Genomic DNA, 19,137 nt, shown 5'->3' on the forward strand with positions numbered 1-19,137 from the left:
TTCACACTCTGATGGGCTGGATTATGATGCATTATTTACTCGGACTGCTATAGATGCAAGCATTTTTGTAGACTTTCGGATGCACCACAGGCATGTCGGAAAAATATAGCAGGTTGCTGTGATCCAGGCCGTCTGGTCTGCGAAGCAGATGGCTGTGAAGCCAAAAGTTCCTACAAATCCAAGACAGACAACTGTTCTGGCGATCATTTCTGTTACGCCGGAGAAAACGGCTCTGCCTGAATATCCAAGTCCTTGAGTTACCATACGGGCGACATTGAGAATACCAAGACTCCAGTAGAAAAATCCCATACATCTGAGGTATTTGGCAGAGGCATCCAGAACTGCCACCGCACTCTTTCCAACAAACAGCATAGAAAGTGTATGCCCTGCAAAAATCAGTAAAATTCCTACTGCAATACCACAGCGCAGACCTTTTTTTATCCTGTCAGACTGTCCTGCGCCAAGATTCTGGCTACAGAATACAGATGCAGAGGTTGCGATAGCATCGAACGGACACATGGTAAACTGCTTGATCTTCATTGCTGCCGTAAATGCAGATACATAAGTGCTTCCAAGTCCATTATTGGCAGACTGCATGACCATACTTCCGATAGCTGTGATGGAGAACTGAAGTCCCGTAGGCATTCCCATTGCCAGAAGCTCCTTTACTGCATCCCCCCTTTATTGCCCTGTTTTCTTTCTTGAGCCACAGAAGTTTCATTTTGCGGATAATAAAAACAAGGCACAAAATCCCACTGATCGCCTGTGCAGAAATCGTTGCAATAGCAGCTCCGGCACATCCAAGTCTCAGCACTATAATACAGAATAAATCCAGAAAAATGTTCAGAACAGCAGATAACGCCAGAAATATAAACGGTGTCCTGCTGTCTCCCACTGATCGTAAAATACTGGACAGGTAGTTATATAAAATCGTAAAGGGAATCCCCAGGAAAATAATCAGCAGATAGCTGTATGCATTGTCATAAATGTCCTCTGGTACAGATAAAATATGCAAAATCTGAGGACATAAAACACTGCATAATGCTGTCAGGATCACTGCGATTCCTGCACATAATACAGCTCCAGTGACATGCTCCCGCCACTTAAATCTTACAGATTTTGAAATGGGGCTTCCTGCTCGATTGCCCTTCAGGGCAAAGCTAAAACAGGCTATCCCCGCGTGTCCCGCGGTTCTTTTTTATCCGGTTACGGATCTTTTCTGTGCTATTATGCACATTTTTTATATATTCTTTTTCCTTCTTCCAGAATATTGATCGCCGCATTCACATCCCGGTCCATCCGGTTTCCACATTCGCACAGGTATGTCCGTTCTGATAATGCCAGCTCTTTCTTTTTATGCCCGCATACACTGCATATCTTGCTGGATGCAAAATATCTGTCTACTTTTATCAGATATTTTCCACGTTCTTCCAGCTTATATCCAAGCATGGAAAGGAACTGACCGTATCCGTTATCCTGTATCCCTTTTCCGAAATGCAGGCCTCCGGCTATCCCCTTCAGGTTCAGATCCTCCACACATACCGCGTCATATTCTTCTGCAAGGCTGTGACTGAGCTTATGCTGGAAATCCTTCCTCTGGTTCTTTATCTTTTCATGATATAATGCAACCTTTTTCTTCTGTTTCTGATAGTTACGGCTGCCCTTTTCACATCTGGAAAGCTTTCTCTGTTCCCGGGCAAGTTTTTTCTCCGCATTCCGGTAAAACATGGGATATCCGGCCCTTTCACCGGTGGAAAATACACACATCCCATGCATGGCATAATCGATCCCCAGAAATTTTTCCGCCTGTCTTTTCTCCGCTGTTTGGTTTTCACAATCGAACAGCAGGCTGGCAAAATATTTCCCGGACGGTTCCCTGCTCACAGTCACTGATTTCAGCTTCCATCCCTCCGGGATCATACGGTGGAGTTTTATTTTTACCGGCTGCATCTTTGGCAGCTTCAGGAACCTGTCCTGCAGACAGATATTCCCATTTACCATATTCGTTGTATAGGATTTCCGCGAATGTTTTTTTGATTTATAATGCGGAAATCCCACTCCCGGTTCCCGGAAAAATTTCCGGAAAGCCCCTTCCAGATTTAACTGTACATTTGCCAGCGCAAGAGAATCCACTTCTTTCAGCCATGGATATTCTTTTTTATATCCGGCCGGCGTATTTTTCAGCATCTTTTTTTCTTCCTGATAATAACGGATCTTATCCGCAAGCATCCGGTTATAGAGAAAGCGGCTGCAGCCGATTGTTTTCTCTATCTGGGTTATCTGTTCTTTATTTGGATAGATCCTTATTTTTACTGCCCGATTTATCTTTCTCACCCTGACTCTCTATATACTGATGGATTGTTTCAACAGGTACTATATTTCAAGATTTCTTTTGCTCTCTCTGACATCTTATCGTCTAGCATCTTTCTGCTATATTTCATAACCATGATCAGCCAAAAACACTGAATGAAAATTAAAGAGCATATTGTTCTTCTTTTCTATTATAATATATTTATTGTATCAGAACAAGTGTTTTTGTGATTTTTTATGAATTTGAGCAGACATGCTCGAATGTGCAATTCATCCCCTCACCTATAGGACGCCACTGAAAAAGTCTTTATTTTGCATAAAGCAGTACAATATAAAGTGTTTTTATTTGTTTTAATCTACTATATAATGTGTATAAAAATAGTTTTTCAGTAGCGTCCCTATAGAGGTGAGGGAATTCTTGCTACGGTTGTTAAAGATATAATCCCGCATTTTTTCTATTTTCTCTGCGCCAAAATATTTAGCTACAGGAACACCAAACCCTGTACAGCTTCCCATGCAGAATCCCAGTACCAGAAACTGAATACTGCTGCTGGCTCCTACACTTGCCAGCGCTTTTGCGCCAAGGATCTGTCCTACGATCGCAGCGTCAATAATATTATAAGTCTGTTGCAGCAAATTTCCTAATAATAAAGGAAGCGCAAACTGCAGCATCAGTTTCAGCGGATTCCCTTTTATCATAGATGTGGTCATTTCTCTTTACTCCCATTCTCTATATTTCTATAACAATTCCAGCTGATAAAATTATCTGCTTTGCTATTGATTTGATTGAATCTCCATTGAAATACAAATATCAATTTCAACAGAATTCCTTCATTATCATAACATTCCTATTTTTAGTTTCAATAAGAAATTTTGACATATTTTATCTTAAAGCCAAGTGTTTTCATACGTCAGGCGAATATTCGCAATTACATCAGGAGACTACTTGATTCTCCGCCTGCGACGGGTCGCTTCAGCGACATAATTCTTCTAACATAAAAAAGCCCTACAAAACGCCATCCAGGCGCATTGTAGGGCTTTATATATTGACTTAGCCTTTAATACCGGAAGATGCAATACCTTCTACATAATATTTCTGCATGAAGATGAACATGATGATCATCGGGATTGCAGAGATTACCAGTGCTGCCATGATTGCACTATAATGTACAGGCTGTGTTCCGAAGAAGGACTGAACTGCGAGCTGGATCGTACGCTTGTCTTCACCGGTCATAACCAGGAATGGCCACATAAAGTCATTCCAGTGAGCGACGAAATCAAGGATAAATACAGTTGCATATACAGTCTTGGAAATCGGCATAACAATCTTGAAGAAAGTTCCTGCCGGACGACATCCATCAATTGCAGCCGCCTCGATCAGATCATCTGGAATATCACAGAAAAACTGACGGAACATATAGATGGAGAAACATTTTGCTACAAAAGGAATTACCAGTGCTGCAAGTGTATTTACCCAGCCAAGCTGTGACATTTCAATATATAACGGAAGCATGATTGCTTCCATCGGAAGTACCATCAGGGCTACTACCAGATTCATGATCGCGCCTTTTCCTTTGAACTCAAATTTTGCAAGCGCATAACCACACATGGAGTTTACAAGCAGATCAAGAACCAGGATGAGTGCAATGTAAAGCAAGGTGTTCTTAAATACCTGAGGAAGATTCATTCTGGTAAATACTTCTACATAGTTATTAAAAGAAGCCGATACCGGAAAGAATGTTTTCAGGGAGTTCATATTTGCAAAAATCTGAGATTCCGGTTTCAGAGACGCGGAAATCATCCAGATCAGAGGAGAAACAAAGATAATACCTATGACAATATTTCCAAAATAAAACATAAATTTGGAAAAAGCCGCAGAAAATTTCATTGATGATTTTTTCATTTTCCTGTCCTCCTTAATCAGTTGCAGTAGTTACTTTCTTCATTAACAGTGACATTGCCACAACAATAACGAAGAATACAGTTGCGATTGAGCAGGCATAACCAAAGTTACCTTTCTGGAAGCCCTGTGTATAAATGTAATATACCAGAGTTTTGGTGGAGTTCTTTGGTCCGCCCTGTGTCATGATATATGGCTGTGTGAACAGCTTCATTGCCTGGATCATAGTGATCATAATAACATATTTTATAGTTCCTTTCAGTCCCGGAAGTGTGATAAACAGGAACTGATTCCATTTGTTTGCACCATCTACAGATGCTGCCTCATACTGATCTTTCGGAATTCCCTGAAGACCTGCCAGGAAAATCATCATCTGATAACCTGCGCCCTGCCATGCAGACATGAAGATAATGGAGTTCATGGCTGTATGCTCATTGCTCAGGAAATTAATAGGATCCATTCCCAGTGATACCAGCAGAGAATTAATAAGACCAGTGCTTGGATTTGCATTGTAAAGTACTGACCACAGAACAGAGATAACAACCATGGAGGTTAACTGTGGACTAAAATACATTGTTCTGAATATTGCGACTCCGCGGAATTTCTTTGAAACCAGAAGCGCCAGTCCAAGTGCCAGTATACACTGTACAGGTACAACAACTACTGTGAAATATACAGTATTTTTCAGAGCCATCCAGAAGTTTTTATCCTGGAACAGTTTCTGATAGTTTTCAATACCAATCATCTTTATGGCATCCGGTCTCATAATCTGATATTTAAATCCGGAATAGTAAACGGTATAGATCATCGGTACAACCAGAAATGCGATCAGAAGGATAACTGCCGGAGCAGTAAATGCATATGCAGTGATTCTCTCGTCACGTTTTCTGCCTGTCAGCTTCGTCTTAGCCATAATCCTTTCCCCCTTTTAACAAACTTAAAACGGCCGCACCGCAAAAGCGATGCGGCCAGGTTTCTATCCTGATTATTCAGCGTAGTATGTTTCGTAATCTTCTGTGAATGTTTCTGCTACTGTATCAAGTTCAGACTGGATATAATCATCATCAACTTCTCCGTTTGTAGCTGCATCAGAGAGGATATTTGTCATTGCTTCAGCATATGCAGAAGAGAATGTTGCATAGGAAGGTGTTCTTGGACGCGGAACTGCTGTGTTGTTCAGCTGTTCAACCATAAGTGCACGTGCTCCTTCTTTGTAATCAGCCATTGCTTCTTCATCATAAGCAGAGTTACGTGTTGCAGGTTTTGCGATTGCAGCTGCATAAGTTGCTACATTTTCGCTGTTCATCAGCCACTGAAGGAATTCGCCTGCTGCATCCGGATTCTCACAGTCCTTGCTTACTGCTGCTGCCCAGTCACCACAAGGAGAAACTGCTGTACCTGTTTCAGATACCGGATAGTATGTTACACCCCAGTCAAAATCTGCATTTGCTTCCAGAGTTGCAACTTCCCATGAACCACCAAGCATTGTTGCACATGCACCGTTTAAGAACTCGTCTGTGATCGGCTCAATGTTTGCATATCCTTTTGCAATAAGATCTGCAAGGTAAGAAGTTGTTTTTACTGCTTCTTCGCTGTTTACATATCCGTCAGCTTCCTTACCATCCTCGCTGATGTAGTCTTTTCCTTCAGAGATATACATTGGCTCTAATGCATATGGAAGACCTTCACCATGATCCATGATAATGTGTGCTCCCACATAATTATCTGTTGTACACTTTTCAGCGATCTCTGCCATCTCATCCCATGTGATCGGGTTGTCTAATGTACGGGAATCAAGGTCATCTGTATCAACACCGCACTCTTTGAGATAATCTTTATTGTAATAGAATGCTACAGAAGATTCTGTTGCACCGATTGCATATAACTGTCCGTCATAGGTATTCTGGGCAATGGATGAAGGAACGAAATCAGAAAGATCATCCTCTGTAAAATAATCACTCAGCGGAATGCTGATTCCGTTTGCTGCATAGTAGGAAACCTGCGGTCCGTCTACATAGAAGATATCCGGAAGGTCATTGGATGTTACTGCTGTAGCAATTTTGTTATCATATGCATAGGAATCGGAACGGTCGATTGCTTCACGTGAGACCTGGATATTCGGGTTTGCTTCGTTCCACTCTGCAAGCTTCTCAGTCCACCATGCCTCTACCTGTTCTCTGTCTGTCGGGCTCCAGATTGTAATGTTTACTACATCACCATCTTTTGCCATTGCCGGTACTGCACTGAACATTGTAGTTGCCGCCATTGTGAGTGCCAGAATTACGCTCATTCTTTTTTTCATGTTTCTTTCCTCCTGATAAAATATATTGGTTGTTGCGGTTACATCTCCTTAATCTCGTTCAGGAAATGCCTTTTTATGAAACCCGTTCCATGTATTTCCTTTTTTAACCACAGCTATTTTGCTGTGGTTAAAAGCTTTATTTGTCCTCTTGTGGAACCCGTTTCATATGATGGTTTTATCATAATCTCTCTTGCCTTATTTGTCAATAGATTTTAACTTAAAAATCCTGTTTTCGCATCAATTCGTATATTTTCACAATATAAGTTATCTGTTTTTATATATTTTTTACAATCATATCTGGGTTTTTTCTTTGCTATATTTATATTAAATTTCCTATATTCCGTTATTTTTTTACACGTTTCCAAAAAAGAGAGGGGGAAAATAAAATTCTCAATTTTCCCCCCTCTTCTTTCTATTTATTTTTTTATTTTTATGGAACCGTTACCATTTTTTTTACTGCCGGCAGATATATGGCACATTGCTTTAAGCAAATATCGTTACTGTTCACTCCGTTCTCAGTAACTTAGCCAAATATCTGTATTCTGCGGATTTATTTCCAGATGGATTTCATTTCACAGATTTTAACCTGCGCTTCTTTATCACTGTTCAGACAGAAGATTCCCTGGCTGCTGCTATTGTAAAACAGTCTGGTTCCTGCATCTTCTCCATCATTTAAATATACCTCAATTGTTCTTCCGTCTACAAAAATTTCTGCATTTCTGCATTTCTCCACAGAAGAAACAAACTGTACCTTATCGCTCTTCACACCTGTCATTTTGAAGAATACTTTTCCCCCTTCTGCAGTCAGACTGATGGATTTATCCCCATCCTGACCAAGAAGAATGTTGAAATCTCCTGTTTCTTCAAATGATACAGATGCATAATATCTGTTATCTGCAATGGAGCCGACTTTAATCTCACTGCCTGTGCCTTCATATACTATATCACCCAGAAGAGTATAAACTTCCTCTACAGGTTTTGTATATACATGTTCATTCTTCACATGGAGCTCTCTTGGCAGAGTCATGCTTCCATAAGCTCCCGGCTCTGTAGCAATATGCTCTCCATAGAAATCACTGATCCAACCGATCAGGATCCTACGGTCTTCATGCTGAAAGCTCTGCGCTGCATAGCAGTTGCTTCCAAAATCCACCCACTGCTGTGTATGGACATCCATTGCATCACCATTCCAGTCTCCCACATAATATCTGCACTGCTGGAATCTTCCGTATTCATCATAATGACTCATCCATGCGCCCATAGCTACATATTTATCATCCAGCGGGAAAAAGTCGGGACACTCTATGGTTCTGATCTTTGTTTCCTCTGTGATCAGAGGACATCTGTACTTCCAGTTCTCTGCATCCTCAGATTCATACAGAAGAAATGTTCCTTTTTCATCTACGCATGCACCTAATACAATATAATACTTCTCACCGATCTTAATTGCTTTCGGATCGCGGAAATCATAGTTAGTACCTTCCGGTTTCTCCCTGATAATCTCTTTTTCCGGCTCAAAATGGATCATATCGCTACTCTTTGTCATTGTCTGATACTGAATAGTGTCCCATCCGTCATCCTGCGGTCCGATATGTCTTGTGAGATAGAAGTACACCTCATCTCCCATCGGAAGTGCACTTCCGGAGAAAGCACCTCCTTTAATCGCAAGATTATCCAGAATTTCTTCCTGAGGCTCTAATACAACCGGAAGATGTGTCCAATGCACCAGATCCTTACTTGCTGCATGTCCCCAGTACATATTATTCCACTCCTGTCCAAAAGGATTCATCTGATAGAAAAGGTGATAATAGCCCTTAAACCAGCAAAGTCCGTTAGGATCATTATTCCAGTTCACAACCGGCGAAAAATGATACTGTTCTCTATATGGAGTATCTATGAAATGAAGGAACTCTTCTTTATTCATTTCTTTATAATTGTCTGTAGTATCCAGCACACAGATTCCATTTTCCATAATGTTTTCACATTCGCTTAAATAAGCAAACGTTATTGTGCAATCCTGTGTTGAGATTTCATATTCTGTATTTCTGCTTACCGGAAATTTGATCCAGTTTCCATAGATATGTTTCGGTTCTTTTGTCTCTGTTGTGCTTTCTTTTACATTTTTCAGGAGCACACTGCCTTTTTTGCCTTCATCCGGTTTTACAAATAATTCCAGACACTCATAATTTCCTGTGTACATACGTAAATCCCCTTTCTGATATTTGTCACATTTAGATGTGGTACCCGTTCCATATATTTTCAAAAAATATAACGCAGGTTTCCTACGCTTTTATATATGGTACCCGTTCCATTTATTTGGATTATATAATGAATAATACTATTTGTCAACACACTTCTGATTCTTCTCCATGTCTCACAAATATAGGAAAGCTCTTTGTACACTTTTCACATATGCCAAAGAGCTTTTCTATAATTTTTTGTATTAATGCTGTCACCTATAGATTCACAGGATATGTAGTCTGTCCCTGACGCACCTCTACCGGAATAATTTGCTTGTGAGGAACCGGACGACGTTCTTCGATAAGATCAACCACCGAGTTTGCACTGATTTCCGCAAGCATTTCTATGTTCTGGCAGATACTGGTTGCTTCCGGATAACAAAGTCTGGTGATATCTGTTCCATCATAAGTAACAACCCTAAAGTTATCCGGAACTTTTCTGCCTGCTTCCATAGCCAGATGCATATAATAAAGTGCAGGCTGATCAGTCCCAAATACACCATCTATCCCATCACACTTCTGCATCGCTTTTCTGGCTATTTCCCGGTAATCTTCATGACCAAATTTGTTCCACTCCATAATCACATCTATGACTTCCACTCCATGCTCTGTCAGAATGGTTTCAAGAATAGCATGTCGGTCATTAGCCGCAATATCAGGAGCCACACCTGAAATATTCAGGACTTTCTTACATTTATTTTTTATTAAAATATTAGCAGCCATTTCTCCTCCGGACATATGGTCCGATCCTACCATGGGAATTCCAGAACCGAAATCTCTGTCAAGGGAAACAATTGTTTTCTTTCTCTTCAGATACTCATCACCTTCCAGCGTATGTGATCCGGTAATAATACCATCTACCATATTTCGATCCAGCATATCCAGAAATTCCCGTTCTCTGTTACTTATACCTATGGTATTTCCAATCAGTGTCTTGTATCCCATTTCATAAAGAGCTGCCTCCGTTTGTCTCACATAACTAGAGAAAAACGGATGATCTACATCTGGTACAAGAATACCTACGATTCCGGTTTTATTGCGGAACAGATTTCGTGCCAGCTCATTAGGTTTATATTGTAATTCTTCAATTGCACTTTCTATCTTTTTTCTTGTATCTGCAGATACATAACCAGTTCCATTTATAACTCTGGAAACGGTTCCCACCCCTACGCCTGCTCTGCGCGCTACATCTCTTATACTCGCCATACCTACTTTTCCTGTTCTGTTATTACTTTTCACAATCACATAATAATTACTGTTCATACGCCTATCCTGCAAGGTGTTTTGACATGCATATACCAAAATTCCATTGCTGCAGGCAATCTGGAATAAATTTTAATAAGATAAGTATAGCACTGCGCATTTGTTCTTACAATTAATAAGTTGCCGAAAAGTGGCCCTTTCTTTCGTCAAACTGGAACATGTTCCAGTTATGTATCCAGACAGTCCTGCACAGACTGCCTCTTTTTTCCAACTCTTATACCATACAATTTACGTTTTATACTTATTAAACATCTCCGCTTACTTCTGTTCTTCATTTTTGTTTTATGTAAAAAGGATGCCGGGGGACAAATCCGACATCCTTTTTGCTGTTAACTTATGTTTATTTGCAGCAATCCTCATAAATAATACATTTGAGAGGTTTGCTATAGAAATGATGCAATTTATTTGTTATCCTGCTACTATTATTCGCCTCTGTGTTTACCCTGAGACAGATCCTCCACTACTTTTGCATAGTATTTATCTACGCTGAAGAATGCCATGCAGATTACCGGGAAGTATTCCTGCATTTCTGCGATGTCCTTTTTCAGCTCTTTTACATATTTCACGTACTCTTCTACAGTCTGCTGGCAGCCCTTCATTTCTGCAACCATCAGATACTGATGAATATCCAGAACTACGTTCTTGTATTTGTCTTCACGCATAAAATCTTTCCATGCTTTTAAGCAGAATGCATCATGGAATACCACATATTTGTCTTCCGACATATGTTTGCGGATTCTGTCGTATGCTTCCAGATAAAAACCACGGATGAATTCCATTGTATTTAGCTTTGTTCCTTTAGCTTTCTCAGGATCAACCGCAGGATAGCGTTCTGTATCCTTCATGGATTCCCACATATCTTCCAGTATTGGCTCGTTCAGGATCTCAATTCCCCATAATCCTTTTCTTGTTCCGTATCTCTCTGCCAGTCTTTCCAATACTGTAAGCTCGAACTCCACTTCGTCCGGCTCCTGTGACCATTTGCATACACCACTGATTCCACCGTTGTCAAATCCATTCTGGCTGTCCGGTGCTGTATGAAGATCAATCAGAATCTGCAGTCCATATTTTTCAGCCCAGTTAAATGCTTTATCCAGTTCTTCAATACATCCGATGAATGGTTCTCTGTCACCGAAAATGAAATATGGAACCAGGATTCTCACTGCATCCATTCCCATGGATTTAATTCTTGTGAAGTCTCTTTCTGTAATGTACTCAGAACGATGGATCTTGATTCTTGCTTCATAGACTTCTTTCTGATATTGCCACCAAAAATATCTGGGTGGAGCAGTCCAAAGATTACATTTTCAAACATTTACACGAAAAAATCCGCATCCAGGATATTGCAGAGTATCTGCATCTGAATGCGAATTATCTTTCTGAACTATTCAGGCAATGCGAAAACGTTACTCTTACGGATTTCATTTTACAGGAAAAGGTAAAGCTTACCAGGAATCTTCTGGCTTGTTCCCCCTATTCTTATATTGAAATCGCCACTTATCTGGGATTTTCCTCTCAGAGTCATCTGGGAATTTTCGCTGTTATGCCATTCCATTCACTGTTTTATACTTATACAGCATCTCCGCATGATTCTGCTCCTCAATCTGGATATCTGCCAGCAGCTTGCGTACACCACTGTCGCCAAAGGCAAATACATCATCATTGTATGTTCCTGACACCAGCTTCTCTGTACCAATACAGTCTGTTGCAAGAAACGCATCGTGCTCTTTGTCTTCCGGTGAACTCATAGCTGTATAGACCGCTTTTGGCTGATAATCTCTGCCTGATCTGTCATTACAGTTACATTCAGGCACACTTCCGGAAAGAATCATTGACAAAGACTCATAATGCTTCTGTTCTTCCTGCTGGATATTCCGGAAAAGATTTTTAAGCTCCGGGTCTCTGGCCTGTTCTGCGTATTTTCCATACTTTTCCACACAGCTTTTCTCTTGTGTCTGAAGATCTTCGATTACTGAACGTTCCTTTTCTTTTAAAATCATAGTCTGTTGTCTCCTTTTTTAAGAAATACTGTATTTTGTTACATGAAAATAGTATGGATAAAAAATGCTTTTTTATTCTCTGTATCATGACTTATGACAATTTCAGAGAATATTTTGTGTTACTGTTCACATGCCACTGTCCCGCGAGGTGTTTTGGCATGAATATGCCAAAATCCCGAGACATACAAGCCAAAATTCCATTGCCGCAGGCAATCTGGAATGAATTTTGGCTACGTTACTGTGAACGGAGTGAACAGTAACTATTTTGTTCCAACACCACTGTATCAGAGTGAATTTCTGTTTACTTTATGATATACTTATATGCACGATAAAAGTTTTAAACTTAGGAAGATTTATAATGAAACGAATTGATTTTGAAAACGGAACTGTGACCAACAATATATTAAGCGCTGCGCTTCCCATGCTGGTAGCGCAGATATTGAATCTTTTATACAACATTGTGGACCGTATCTATATCGCCAGGATCCATGATATAGGAACAACTGCACTTGGCGCTGTGGGCTTATGCTTTCCGATCATCATGATCATTACTGCTTTCAGTAATCTCTTTGGTTCCGGAGGTGCACCAATTTTCTCTATCAACCGCGGAAAAGGAGATTCCAGGACTGCTGACATGATCATGAATACTGCTTTCACCATGTTATGTGGAAGTGCTGCTGTGCTGATGCTGATCGGATTTCTTTTTGCCCGCCCCTTACTGACTCTGTTTGGTGCTTCAGATGATGCTCTGGTTTATGCGTATCCCTATCTGATGATTTACCTTCTGGGTACTCTCCCTTCCATGATAGCAACAGGAATGAATCCTTTTATCAATGCACAGGGATATGCCATTATCGGTATGCTGTCAGTAACAGTCGGTGCAGTGACAAATATTATTCTTGATCCGATTTTTATTTTTGTTCTGGATATGGGGATTAAGGGTGCAGCGATTGCTACTGTCATCTCTCAGATTCTCTCTGCCTTGCTTGTATTTTATTTTCTTCATGGAAAATCAGAATTGAAGGTAAGATGGATTCATATAAATGAGATTTCTGAGTGCACCAGACATGCCAGGGATATCATCAGTCTGGGGTCTGCTGGATTTATCATGCAGCTGACTAACAGCCTGGTAAGTATCTGCTGCAATAATGTTCTTTCCGTGACAGGCGGTGATATTTATATCTCTGTCATGACTATTATATCCAGTGTTCGCCAGATGGTGGAGACGCCTATCCATGCGATCAATGAGGGAACCTCTCCTGTTCTCAGCTACAATTACGGAGCCAGACGTCCTGACAGAGTAAAGAAAGCAGGGGTTGTTCTGATCATTATGGTTCTGATCTATACAGGTATCATGTGGAGCGTCATTCTCATTGCCCCTGAATTTCTGATCGGAATCTTCAGTTCAGATAAATTGTTATTGAAGGATGCCGTTCCTGCGCTGAAGCTTTACTTTGCAGCCTTTATTTTTATGGATCTGCAGTATATTGGTCAGACAGTGTTTAAATCATTGAATAAAAAAAAGCAGGCGATTTTTTTCTCCCTGCTTCGTAAAGTATTTATCGTGGTTCCGCTGACTTATTTCCTGCCCTATGGATTACACATGGGCACAGATGGCGTGTTTATGGCAGAGCCTGTATCCAATGTGATCGGTGGTTCTCTGTGTTTTATTACCATGTTGGTTACAATCTTGCCTGAATTGAACAAAATGGGAAACTCCCGATAAGCAGAAAAGTCCTCAGTATTTATCCATTTTTAACTATCGCATAACTTTGCAGAAATTGTAAAAAGGATAAACAATGAGGACTTTTATTTAACTGAACATGAAAGTTCTTTACATAACTTCACACATTTCCCAATATGATATTAATCAGGTTCTTATCCAGCATGATTGTGCGATTCCATGGGTTAAGAATAATTCCCTCAATTTCATTTACCTGTAATGCTGAATGAAAAAGCTGATCTATGTCTGTCAGAAAAGTGGATTGTACGCTTCCGCCACCTTTCAGTTCTTCCTCAAAGCTTGTAAATGCCGCCCACCAGACTTTTTCATCTCCGGTTTTCACTGTGCCGATCCGGAGCTGGCTGTCTCCTGTGGGCGGTTCTACTGAAAGGATAAACTGGCCGTTTTCTCTCATTCGTCTACGGATTACAGTCAGTGTATGTGCCAGCATTTCCTGAGTGGCTTCCTGCTGCAGAGCAGCGATCGCCTGCTCTATTTTTTCATTTCCCTGAAGACCTTTATCCTGATTTACATTCTTATTATCGCTCATATTGTTACCTTTCATCTGTGGTGATATCACTTTTCAGACAGTGTGTAAGATCATATTTCAGGGATGTCGGCGGCAAATCTCTCATGCCGCCGGCATCCTGTCATTTATTTATATTTCACAGCAGTTCCATATGCGATCACTTCTGCTGCCCCTGACATTACCTGAGAGGAGCCGTATTTTACACCGATCACAGCATCCGCATTCATCTCTTTGGCTTCATCCACCATACGCTTGGTGGCAATCTGTCTTGCCTCATTGAGCATTTCCGTATAGCCTGTGATCTCTCCGCCTACCAGAGTCTTCATCCCTGCCATGAAATCTTTTCCTACATTTTTTGTCTGTACAACTGTTCCCTTTACAATTCCCAGTGCCTCAAACTCTACACCCGGAATATATTCAATACTTAGAAGCTTCATCCTCTTCTCCTCCTTCAATCTCTTTCATGCGTCCTGCAAGTGCTGCCAGAATTCCTCCGATGATCACAACCGGTATGGCGATCAGAAATATCAGCAGTCCGGTCGGTATGGGATCTTGTGTATTTGCCCACAGCATAAGCCCTATGGTAAATCCCATAAGCAAGATCATAACTACTGCTCCAATGATCGCTCCTGTCCTTCTTTTCTTACGGATATCTGTTTTCTTTATATCCATAAACCTTGCACCCTCTTTCTCCATCTGCTCGATTTCTTCCAGACAGTTCTCGGCATTCAAGGTATCCAGAGACTGATGCTCTGCGATCAGGCGCTGGCACATTTCCTGCATTTTCACAAGGCCTTCCCTGCGGCGTTCCAGTTCTCCCAGGTGCTGTTCCAGACAGACCTGCAGGCTTTTCCTTTTTTCAAAAAGAGCTCTCATCTCTTCTATGGAAATATCCATCTTCCGGAATAATTTGATTTCCTGAAGTCTGGCAATATCTGCCGTATGATATTCCCGGTATCCGTTCTCTGCACGCTCCACATTCAGGAGACCCTGCTCTTCATAAAAACGGATATTCTTTCTGGTGATGCCTACCAGCTCTTCCACCTGTTTGATCTTCATACTGCTACCTCTTGCTTTCCTGACAGCAGATATAGCTGATCCGCTGCTCTACTGCCCTGTCTGTGCTTCCTTTATACTGCTTCCACAAGGAGGAAGGTCAAGTATTTTTTGAAAGAAATTGAAAAAAATATAGCTTCCGGCAGGGGGAATCTTTTAAGCTCCTGTACGGTCTGAACCTCTCATAATTGTGATCAGAGAGCTGAGCAGCAATAACATGGGATAAAACAATTTCGGCATAATCTGAAATGCAGAAATCTCACCACCCAGTTCGTTCACTGCTGAGATTGCAACCAGCATCTGTGCACCATATGGAATCACTCCCTGGAAAACACAGGAAAAAGTATCCAGTATGGAAGCTGTCTTTCTTGGTGTAATCCCATACTCTTCTGCCATTTCCTTTGCGATAGGGTTTGCCATTACGATCGCCACTGTATTATTGGCAGTGGCAATATCCATAGTTCCTACCAGAAGTCCCATTCCAAGCTGTCCGCCTTTCTTTCCGCGGAAAATTTTATGGATCCAGCCAAGAAGCGCATCGAATCCACCATACTCACGTATCAGCGCACACATGGCAGCTACCAGAATCGCCACCATACAAGTCTCAAACATTCCGGATACACCGGATCCCATATTTTTCAGGATCTCTACAGGTGTGGTATGTCCTCCGATCAGCATAATAAATGCTCCGGATACGATTCCTGTCAGCAATACCACAAACACATTGATCCCAACAATTCCTCCGATCAATACCAGCACATACGGTATTACCTGAGTCAGATGATAGGGCTGAATCACACGGCCCTGGATTTCTGTCTGAAATGACAGGATCAGGATTAAGATCAGTGTGGCAACGGCTGCCGGAAGAGCGATCCAGAAGTTCTCCCTGAATTTGTCTTTCATCTCACATCCCTGACCATTACATGCAGCAATCGTCGTATCTGAAATAAAAGAAAGATTGTCTCCAAACATGGCTCCACCCATAACAGAAGCCACACAAAATGCCAGATCAAATCCTGATGCTGTGGAAACTGCTGCTGCAATCGGTGTCAGAAGGGTAATGGTTCCCACAGAGGTTCCCATAGCCACAGACACAAAACAGGCAACTATAAACAGCACAGACACTGAAAATCTGGCAGGTATCAGACTCAGCATACAATATGCAACACTCTCAGCACTGCTTCTTCCCACAACTCCTACAAAAGATCCGGCTGCAAGGAAGATCAGAAGCATGGTGATGATATTTTTGTCCCCAACTCCCTGTGCCATGATTTCCAGTTTCTTATCAAAATCCAGTGCTCTGTTCTGCAGACAGGCAACCAGGATTGCAGCAAGAAATGCTACTACGATCGGCACATTATAAAATCCCATGGGGATTTCCATCACATACTCAAACAAAATGCCCAGTCCAAGGTATAATACAAGAAATACACCAATGGGAAGCAGGGCAATTCCTTTTCCTTTTTTCATCTTTCATCCTCTTTCTACCATAATCTCTTTATGGTTATATAATCACTCTGCTATTTTAGCATACCCACAGCTTTCCTGCCATAATATTTCTTACAGTTTTGGCTGATAGCGCATATCCGATACATTGTAAACCGTCACAAAGGCCTTTGGATCTTCGTGATTGATATAAGCCATCAGCTTCTGATATTCTGTTTTGTCTACGATCGTGATGATCTCATTGCGTTTCTTCATATTATAGGCACCTGTCGCTTCATAGATCGTCGCTCCGCTGTGCAGATCTTCGATAATGAATTTACGCAGTTCTTCCTCTTTCTGAGTGATGACACAGACACGACGTTTAATATTATGGTCAAAGATAAAGTGATCCAGAACTATTCCATTAAAGTATGTTCCCAGAATACTCAGCACCACTGTTTTCTTATCATATACAAGCGCTGCGGAAAGAGCCACACACATACCGGAAAGAGACATTGCTTTTCCCAGTTCCATGTGGAGATATTTGTTCATGATCTTTGCCACAATATCCAGTCCGCCAGAGGATGCATTTCTGTTAAAAAGAATGCTCAGTCCTACGCTGACCACCAGGATATAGCACAGCACATCCAGCTCCTGACTGTTGGTCATAGAGCCAAAATCCGGAAATACTTTCTCAAATAATCCGAGAAATAAAGGCAAAACGATGCTGGTGTAAACCGTTTTTACGCCAAATTCGCGTCCGCAGGTGATGAAGCCAATGATCAGAAGTACCACATTCAAAATCATGGTGATTGCAGACAATGATAAAGGTACAAAGTTTGATAACACGATACCAAGACCGGAGATACTGCTTACAGAGGTATGGCTCGGCACCAGAAAGAAATAAACTGCTGCCGCAATGATCGCTACCGCACCTGTCAGGATCAGCGCTTCCTTTATGATATCTGCATAATTTAGTTGTTTTTTCATTGTTAATTTTCCTGTCTTTCTTTCCATATTCTTGTTCTATTGTAACATATGGGAAGAGAATGTCCATCAGCAATTATAAAAAGAGGCTGCCTTCCATGACAACCCCTTTGTAAATCCTTATAACCTATAGGACTGCTTTAAAATTCGCTTTCACATTTTAGAGCGTGTTTGAAAAATACTCTAATATTTTATCCTAACGGCTCTGTATGTTCTTCAGATAAATAAGCCTTCTGTTCTTCCTCCGGAGCTTCCCAGATTGTTGTTGTAGTTCCATCCTTATCTACATATACTTCTTTTATCTCATCTTTCTTCAAAATATCATGAATATGATCATATGGATAAAAAATACAGCTTACATATTTTTCCCACAAACTCTGTTCAAAATGGATAGTCATTACACCTGTTTTCCTGTCCAAAGATGTGCTCCAGCGATAATTTCCTTTTATATTTGTTCTATATGTTACTTCATCTTTATTATCCTCAACAATAGTTATCCCTGCATCTTTGTAGCTGATATATGTAACATGTTTATTCATAAAAGTGAACACTGCCACAAAGCAAACTATGGTTGCTGCTATGGAAAGCAGGATTGTTTTTATCTTTCTTTTCTTTAAAAATTTCCTGAAATTCTTCAGATCATTTGCTTCATTGCTGCTTTCTTTTGTCTGTGCAGAGATTTTCATATCATTTTCAAGGTCTGTCTTTGTCTCATGGTATACCCGCTGGCAGATTTCGCAGTTTTGCAGGTGTTCTTCTACAAGTTCTTTTGTGTCATCACTTACCACATCATCAATGTATAATGGCAGAATATCCTGGATCACATTACAGTTTATTTTTTCCATGTTACTTTTCCTCCTGACTTATCTGTGCTCTTATCATCTGTCGTGCACGATGGCAGGTTACTCTTGCCCACCCTGCACTTTTCTGATAGCATTTTCCGATCTGCTCAAAGGAGAGCTCACCGTATATCCGCAGGTGAAATACTTCCCTGTAGGGTTCCGGTATCAGTTCTGCATAGCGTTTGAGATTCCGAACTGTCTCATCCTGCACGATCTGATCCAGTACGGCCGGGGATGTATCCTGCATGGAATCCTGCATTATTTCTGAAAATTCTTCGCCCACATAGATTTTATTTCGTCTGCAATAGCGGAAATATGTATTCTTCGCAATTACAAATAGCCATGCGCGGATATCCTTCCGGCCATCAAATTTCTCAATATTATTCATTGCCTTCAGGAATGTTTCCTGGGTGATTTCCTCTGCCAGACTTTCATTTTCGGAAAGTGCCCGGATATAGAGAAAGACATCATGGAAATACTTACGGTAGATTGTTTCGATTTCTGATTTCTCCATTCCTGCTCCTTGTATTTTTATTATCCTACTGCATCTTTCGGGATTT

General features: G+C 41.0%; 20 protein-coding genes and 1 pseudogene. 2 read left to right on the forward strand and 19 right to left on the reverse strand.

The genetic code is table 11. The features are described from left to right. Nucleotides 1-21 precede the first annotated feature (21 nt). The 11 genes from NQ550_RS18665 to NQ550_RS22300 all read right to left on the reverse strand — a co-directional run bounded on the left by NQ550_RS18665 (nt 22) and on the right by NQ550_RS22300 (nt 11,330). The gene (locus NQ550_RS18665) at nt 22-651 is read right to left on the reverse strand and encodes an MATE family efflux transporter (RefSeq protein WP_242833538.1); all 630 of its coding nucleotides are present in this window, start codon (nt 649-651) and stop codon (nt 22-24) included. Further along, the gene (locus tag NQ550_RS18670; RefSeq protein WP_242833536.1) at nt 581-1,057 is read right to left on the reverse strand and encodes an MATE family efflux transporter; all 477 of its coding nucleotides are present in this window, start codon (nt 1,055-1,057) and stop codon (nt 581-583) included. Before NQ550_RS18670 ends, NQ550_RS18665 begins: the two co-directional genes overlap by 71 nt. 170 nt (nt 1,058-1,227) lie before the next feature. Further along, nucleotides 1,228-2,334, reverse strand: coding sequence for an RNA-guided endonuclease TnpB family protein (locus NQ550_RS18675; RefSeq protein WP_330671078.1), 1,107 nt, complete (start codon nt 2,332-2,334; stop codon nt 1,228-1,230). Between the two features lie 327 nt (nt 2,335-2,661). After that, nucleotides 2,662-3,021 carry an MATE family efflux transporter gene (locus NQ550_RS18680; protein WP_025581028.1) on the reverse strand — a complete coding sequence of 120 codons (360 nt, stop codon included), beginning with the start codon at nt 3,019-3,021 and terminating at the stop codon, nt 2,662-2,664. Nucleotides 3,022-3,361: 340 nt separating this feature from the next. Beyond that, a complete protein-coding gene (locus NQ550_RS18685; protein WP_025581029.1) occupies nt 3,362-4,213 on the reverse strand; it encodes a carbohydrate ABC transporter permease in 852 nt (283 codons plus the stop codon). 13 nt (nt 4,214-4,226) lie between these two features. Continuing rightward, complete coding sequence (locus tag NQ550_RS18690; protein WP_025581030.1) at nt 4,227-5,123, reverse strand: carbohydrate ABC transporter permease; 897 nt, start codon at nt 5,121-5,123, stop codon at nt 4,227-4,229. 72 nt (nt 5,124-5,195) lie between these two features. After that, complete coding sequence (locus NQ550_RS18695; RefSeq protein ID WP_025581031.1) at nt 5,196-6,512, reverse strand: ABC transporter substrate-binding protein; 1,317 nt, start codon at nt 6,510-6,512, stop codon at nt 5,196-5,198. A 550-nt stretch (nt 6,513-7,062) separates the two neighbouring features. After that, nucleotides 7,063-8,712: a glycoside hydrolase family 32 protein gene (locus NQ550_RS18700; protein WP_025581032.1), complete on the reverse strand. Its 1,650-nt coding sequence runs from the start codon at nt 8,710-8,712 to the stop codon at nt 7,063-7,065. A gap of 256 nt (nt 8,713-8,968) precedes the next feature. Continuing rightward, on the reverse strand, nt 8,969-10,015 hold the full coding sequence (locus tag NQ550_RS18705) for a LacI family DNA-binding transcriptional regulator (protein ID WP_227296139.1): 1,047 nt from the start codon (nt 10,013-10,015) through the stop codon (nt 8,969-8,971). Nucleotides 10,016-10,437: 422 nt separating this feature from the next. Continuing rightward, complete coding sequence (locus NQ550_RS18710) at nt 10,438-11,187, reverse strand: glycoside hydrolase family 5 protein (protein ID WP_330671079.1); 750 nt, start codon at nt 11,185-11,187, stop codon at nt 10,438-10,440. Next, on the reverse strand, nt 11,175-11,330 hold the full coding sequence (locus NQ550_RS22300; RefSeq protein WP_330671080.1) for a hypothetical protein: 156 nt from the start codon (nt 11,328-11,330) through the stop codon (nt 11,175-11,177). The genes NQ550_RS18710 and NQ550_RS22300 overlap by 13 nt, the downstream gene beginning before the upstream one ends. Between NQ550_RS22300 and NQ550_RS22975 the strand changes: the two are divergent. Next, nucleotides 11,298-11,483 (forward strand): annotated as a pseudogene (locus NQ550_RS22975) (hypothetical protein); the annotation flags it as partial. The gene NQ550_RS22300 and the pseudogene NQ550_RS22975 overlap by 33 nt on opposite strands. 73 nt (nt 11,484-11,556) lie before the next feature. Here NQ550_RS22975 and NQ550_RS18715 read toward each other — a convergent pair. Next, entirely contained in the window at nt 11,557-12,015 is a 459-nt protein-coding gene (locus NQ550_RS18715) for a ferritin-like domain-containing protein (protein ID WP_025581036.1), read from the reverse strand. A gap of 358 nt (nt 12,016-12,373) precedes the next feature. Here NQ550_RS18715 and NQ550_RS18720 point away from each other — a divergent pair, with 358 nt between their 5' ends. Then, nucleotides 12,374-13,741 carry an MATE family efflux transporter gene (locus NQ550_RS18720; RefSeq protein WP_025580257.1) on the forward strand — a complete coding sequence of 456 codons (1,368 nt, stop codon included), beginning with the start codon at nt 12,374-12,376 and terminating at the stop codon, nt 13,739-13,741. A 118-nt stretch (nt 13,742-13,859) separates the two neighbouring features. On the opposite strand, the gene NQ550_RS18725 is transcribed toward NQ550_RS18720, so the two are convergent. From NQ550_RS18725 to NQ550_RS18755, 7 genes are all read right to left on the reverse strand, one after another. Beyond that, on the reverse strand, nt 13,860-14,288 hold the full coding sequence (locus NQ550_RS18725) for an SseB family protein (RefSeq protein WP_025580256.1): 429 nt from the start codon (nt 14,286-14,288) through the stop codon (nt 13,860-13,862). 104 nt (nt 14,289-14,392) lie between these two features. Beyond that, entirely contained in the window at nt 14,393-14,704 is a 312-nt protein-coding gene (locus NQ550_RS18730; RefSeq protein ID WP_008705112.1) for a YbjQ family protein, read from the reverse strand. Beyond that, nucleotides 14,685-15,326, reverse strand: a complete 642-nt coding sequence (locus tag NQ550_RS18735; RefSeq protein WP_025580254.1) for a MerR family transcriptional regulator — start codon at nt 15,324-15,326, stop codon at nt 14,685-14,687. The genes NQ550_RS18730 and NQ550_RS18735 overlap by 20 nt, the downstream gene beginning before the upstream one ends. A 153-nt stretch (nt 15,327-15,479) precedes the next feature. Next, nucleotides 15,480-16,793, reverse strand: coding sequence for a Na+/H+ antiporter NhaC family protein (locus tag NQ550_RS18740; RefSeq protein WP_025580253.1), 1,314 nt, complete (start codon nt 16,791-16,793; stop codon nt 15,480-15,482). Between the two features lie 90 nt (nt 16,794-16,883). After that, nucleotides 16,884-17,738 carry a YitT family protein gene (locus NQ550_RS18745; RefSeq protein WP_025580251.1) on the reverse strand — a complete coding sequence of 285 codons (855 nt, stop codon included), beginning with the start codon at nt 17,736-17,738 and terminating at the stop codon, nt 16,884-16,886. Between the two features lie 188 nt (nt 17,739-17,926). Then, on the reverse strand, nt 17,927-18,580 hold the full coding sequence (locus tag NQ550_RS18750) for a zf-HC2 domain-containing protein (RefSeq protein WP_025580250.1): 654 nt from the start codon (nt 18,578-18,580) through the stop codon (nt 17,927-17,929). Nucleotide 18,581: 1 nt separating this feature from the next. Further along, nucleotides 18,582-19,091 (reverse strand): RNA polymerase sigma factor, encoded by a 510-nt coding sequence (locus tag NQ550_RS18755; protein WP_025580248.1) that lies wholly within the window; start codon nt 19,089-19,091, stop codon nt 18,582-18,584. Nucleotides 19,092-19,137 lie beyond the last annotated feature (46 nt).

Source organism: Blautia wexlerae DSM 19850, assembly GCF_025148125.1.
GTDB lineage: Bacteria > Bacillota > Clostridia > Lachnospirales > Lachnospiraceae > Blautia_A > Blautia_A wexlerae.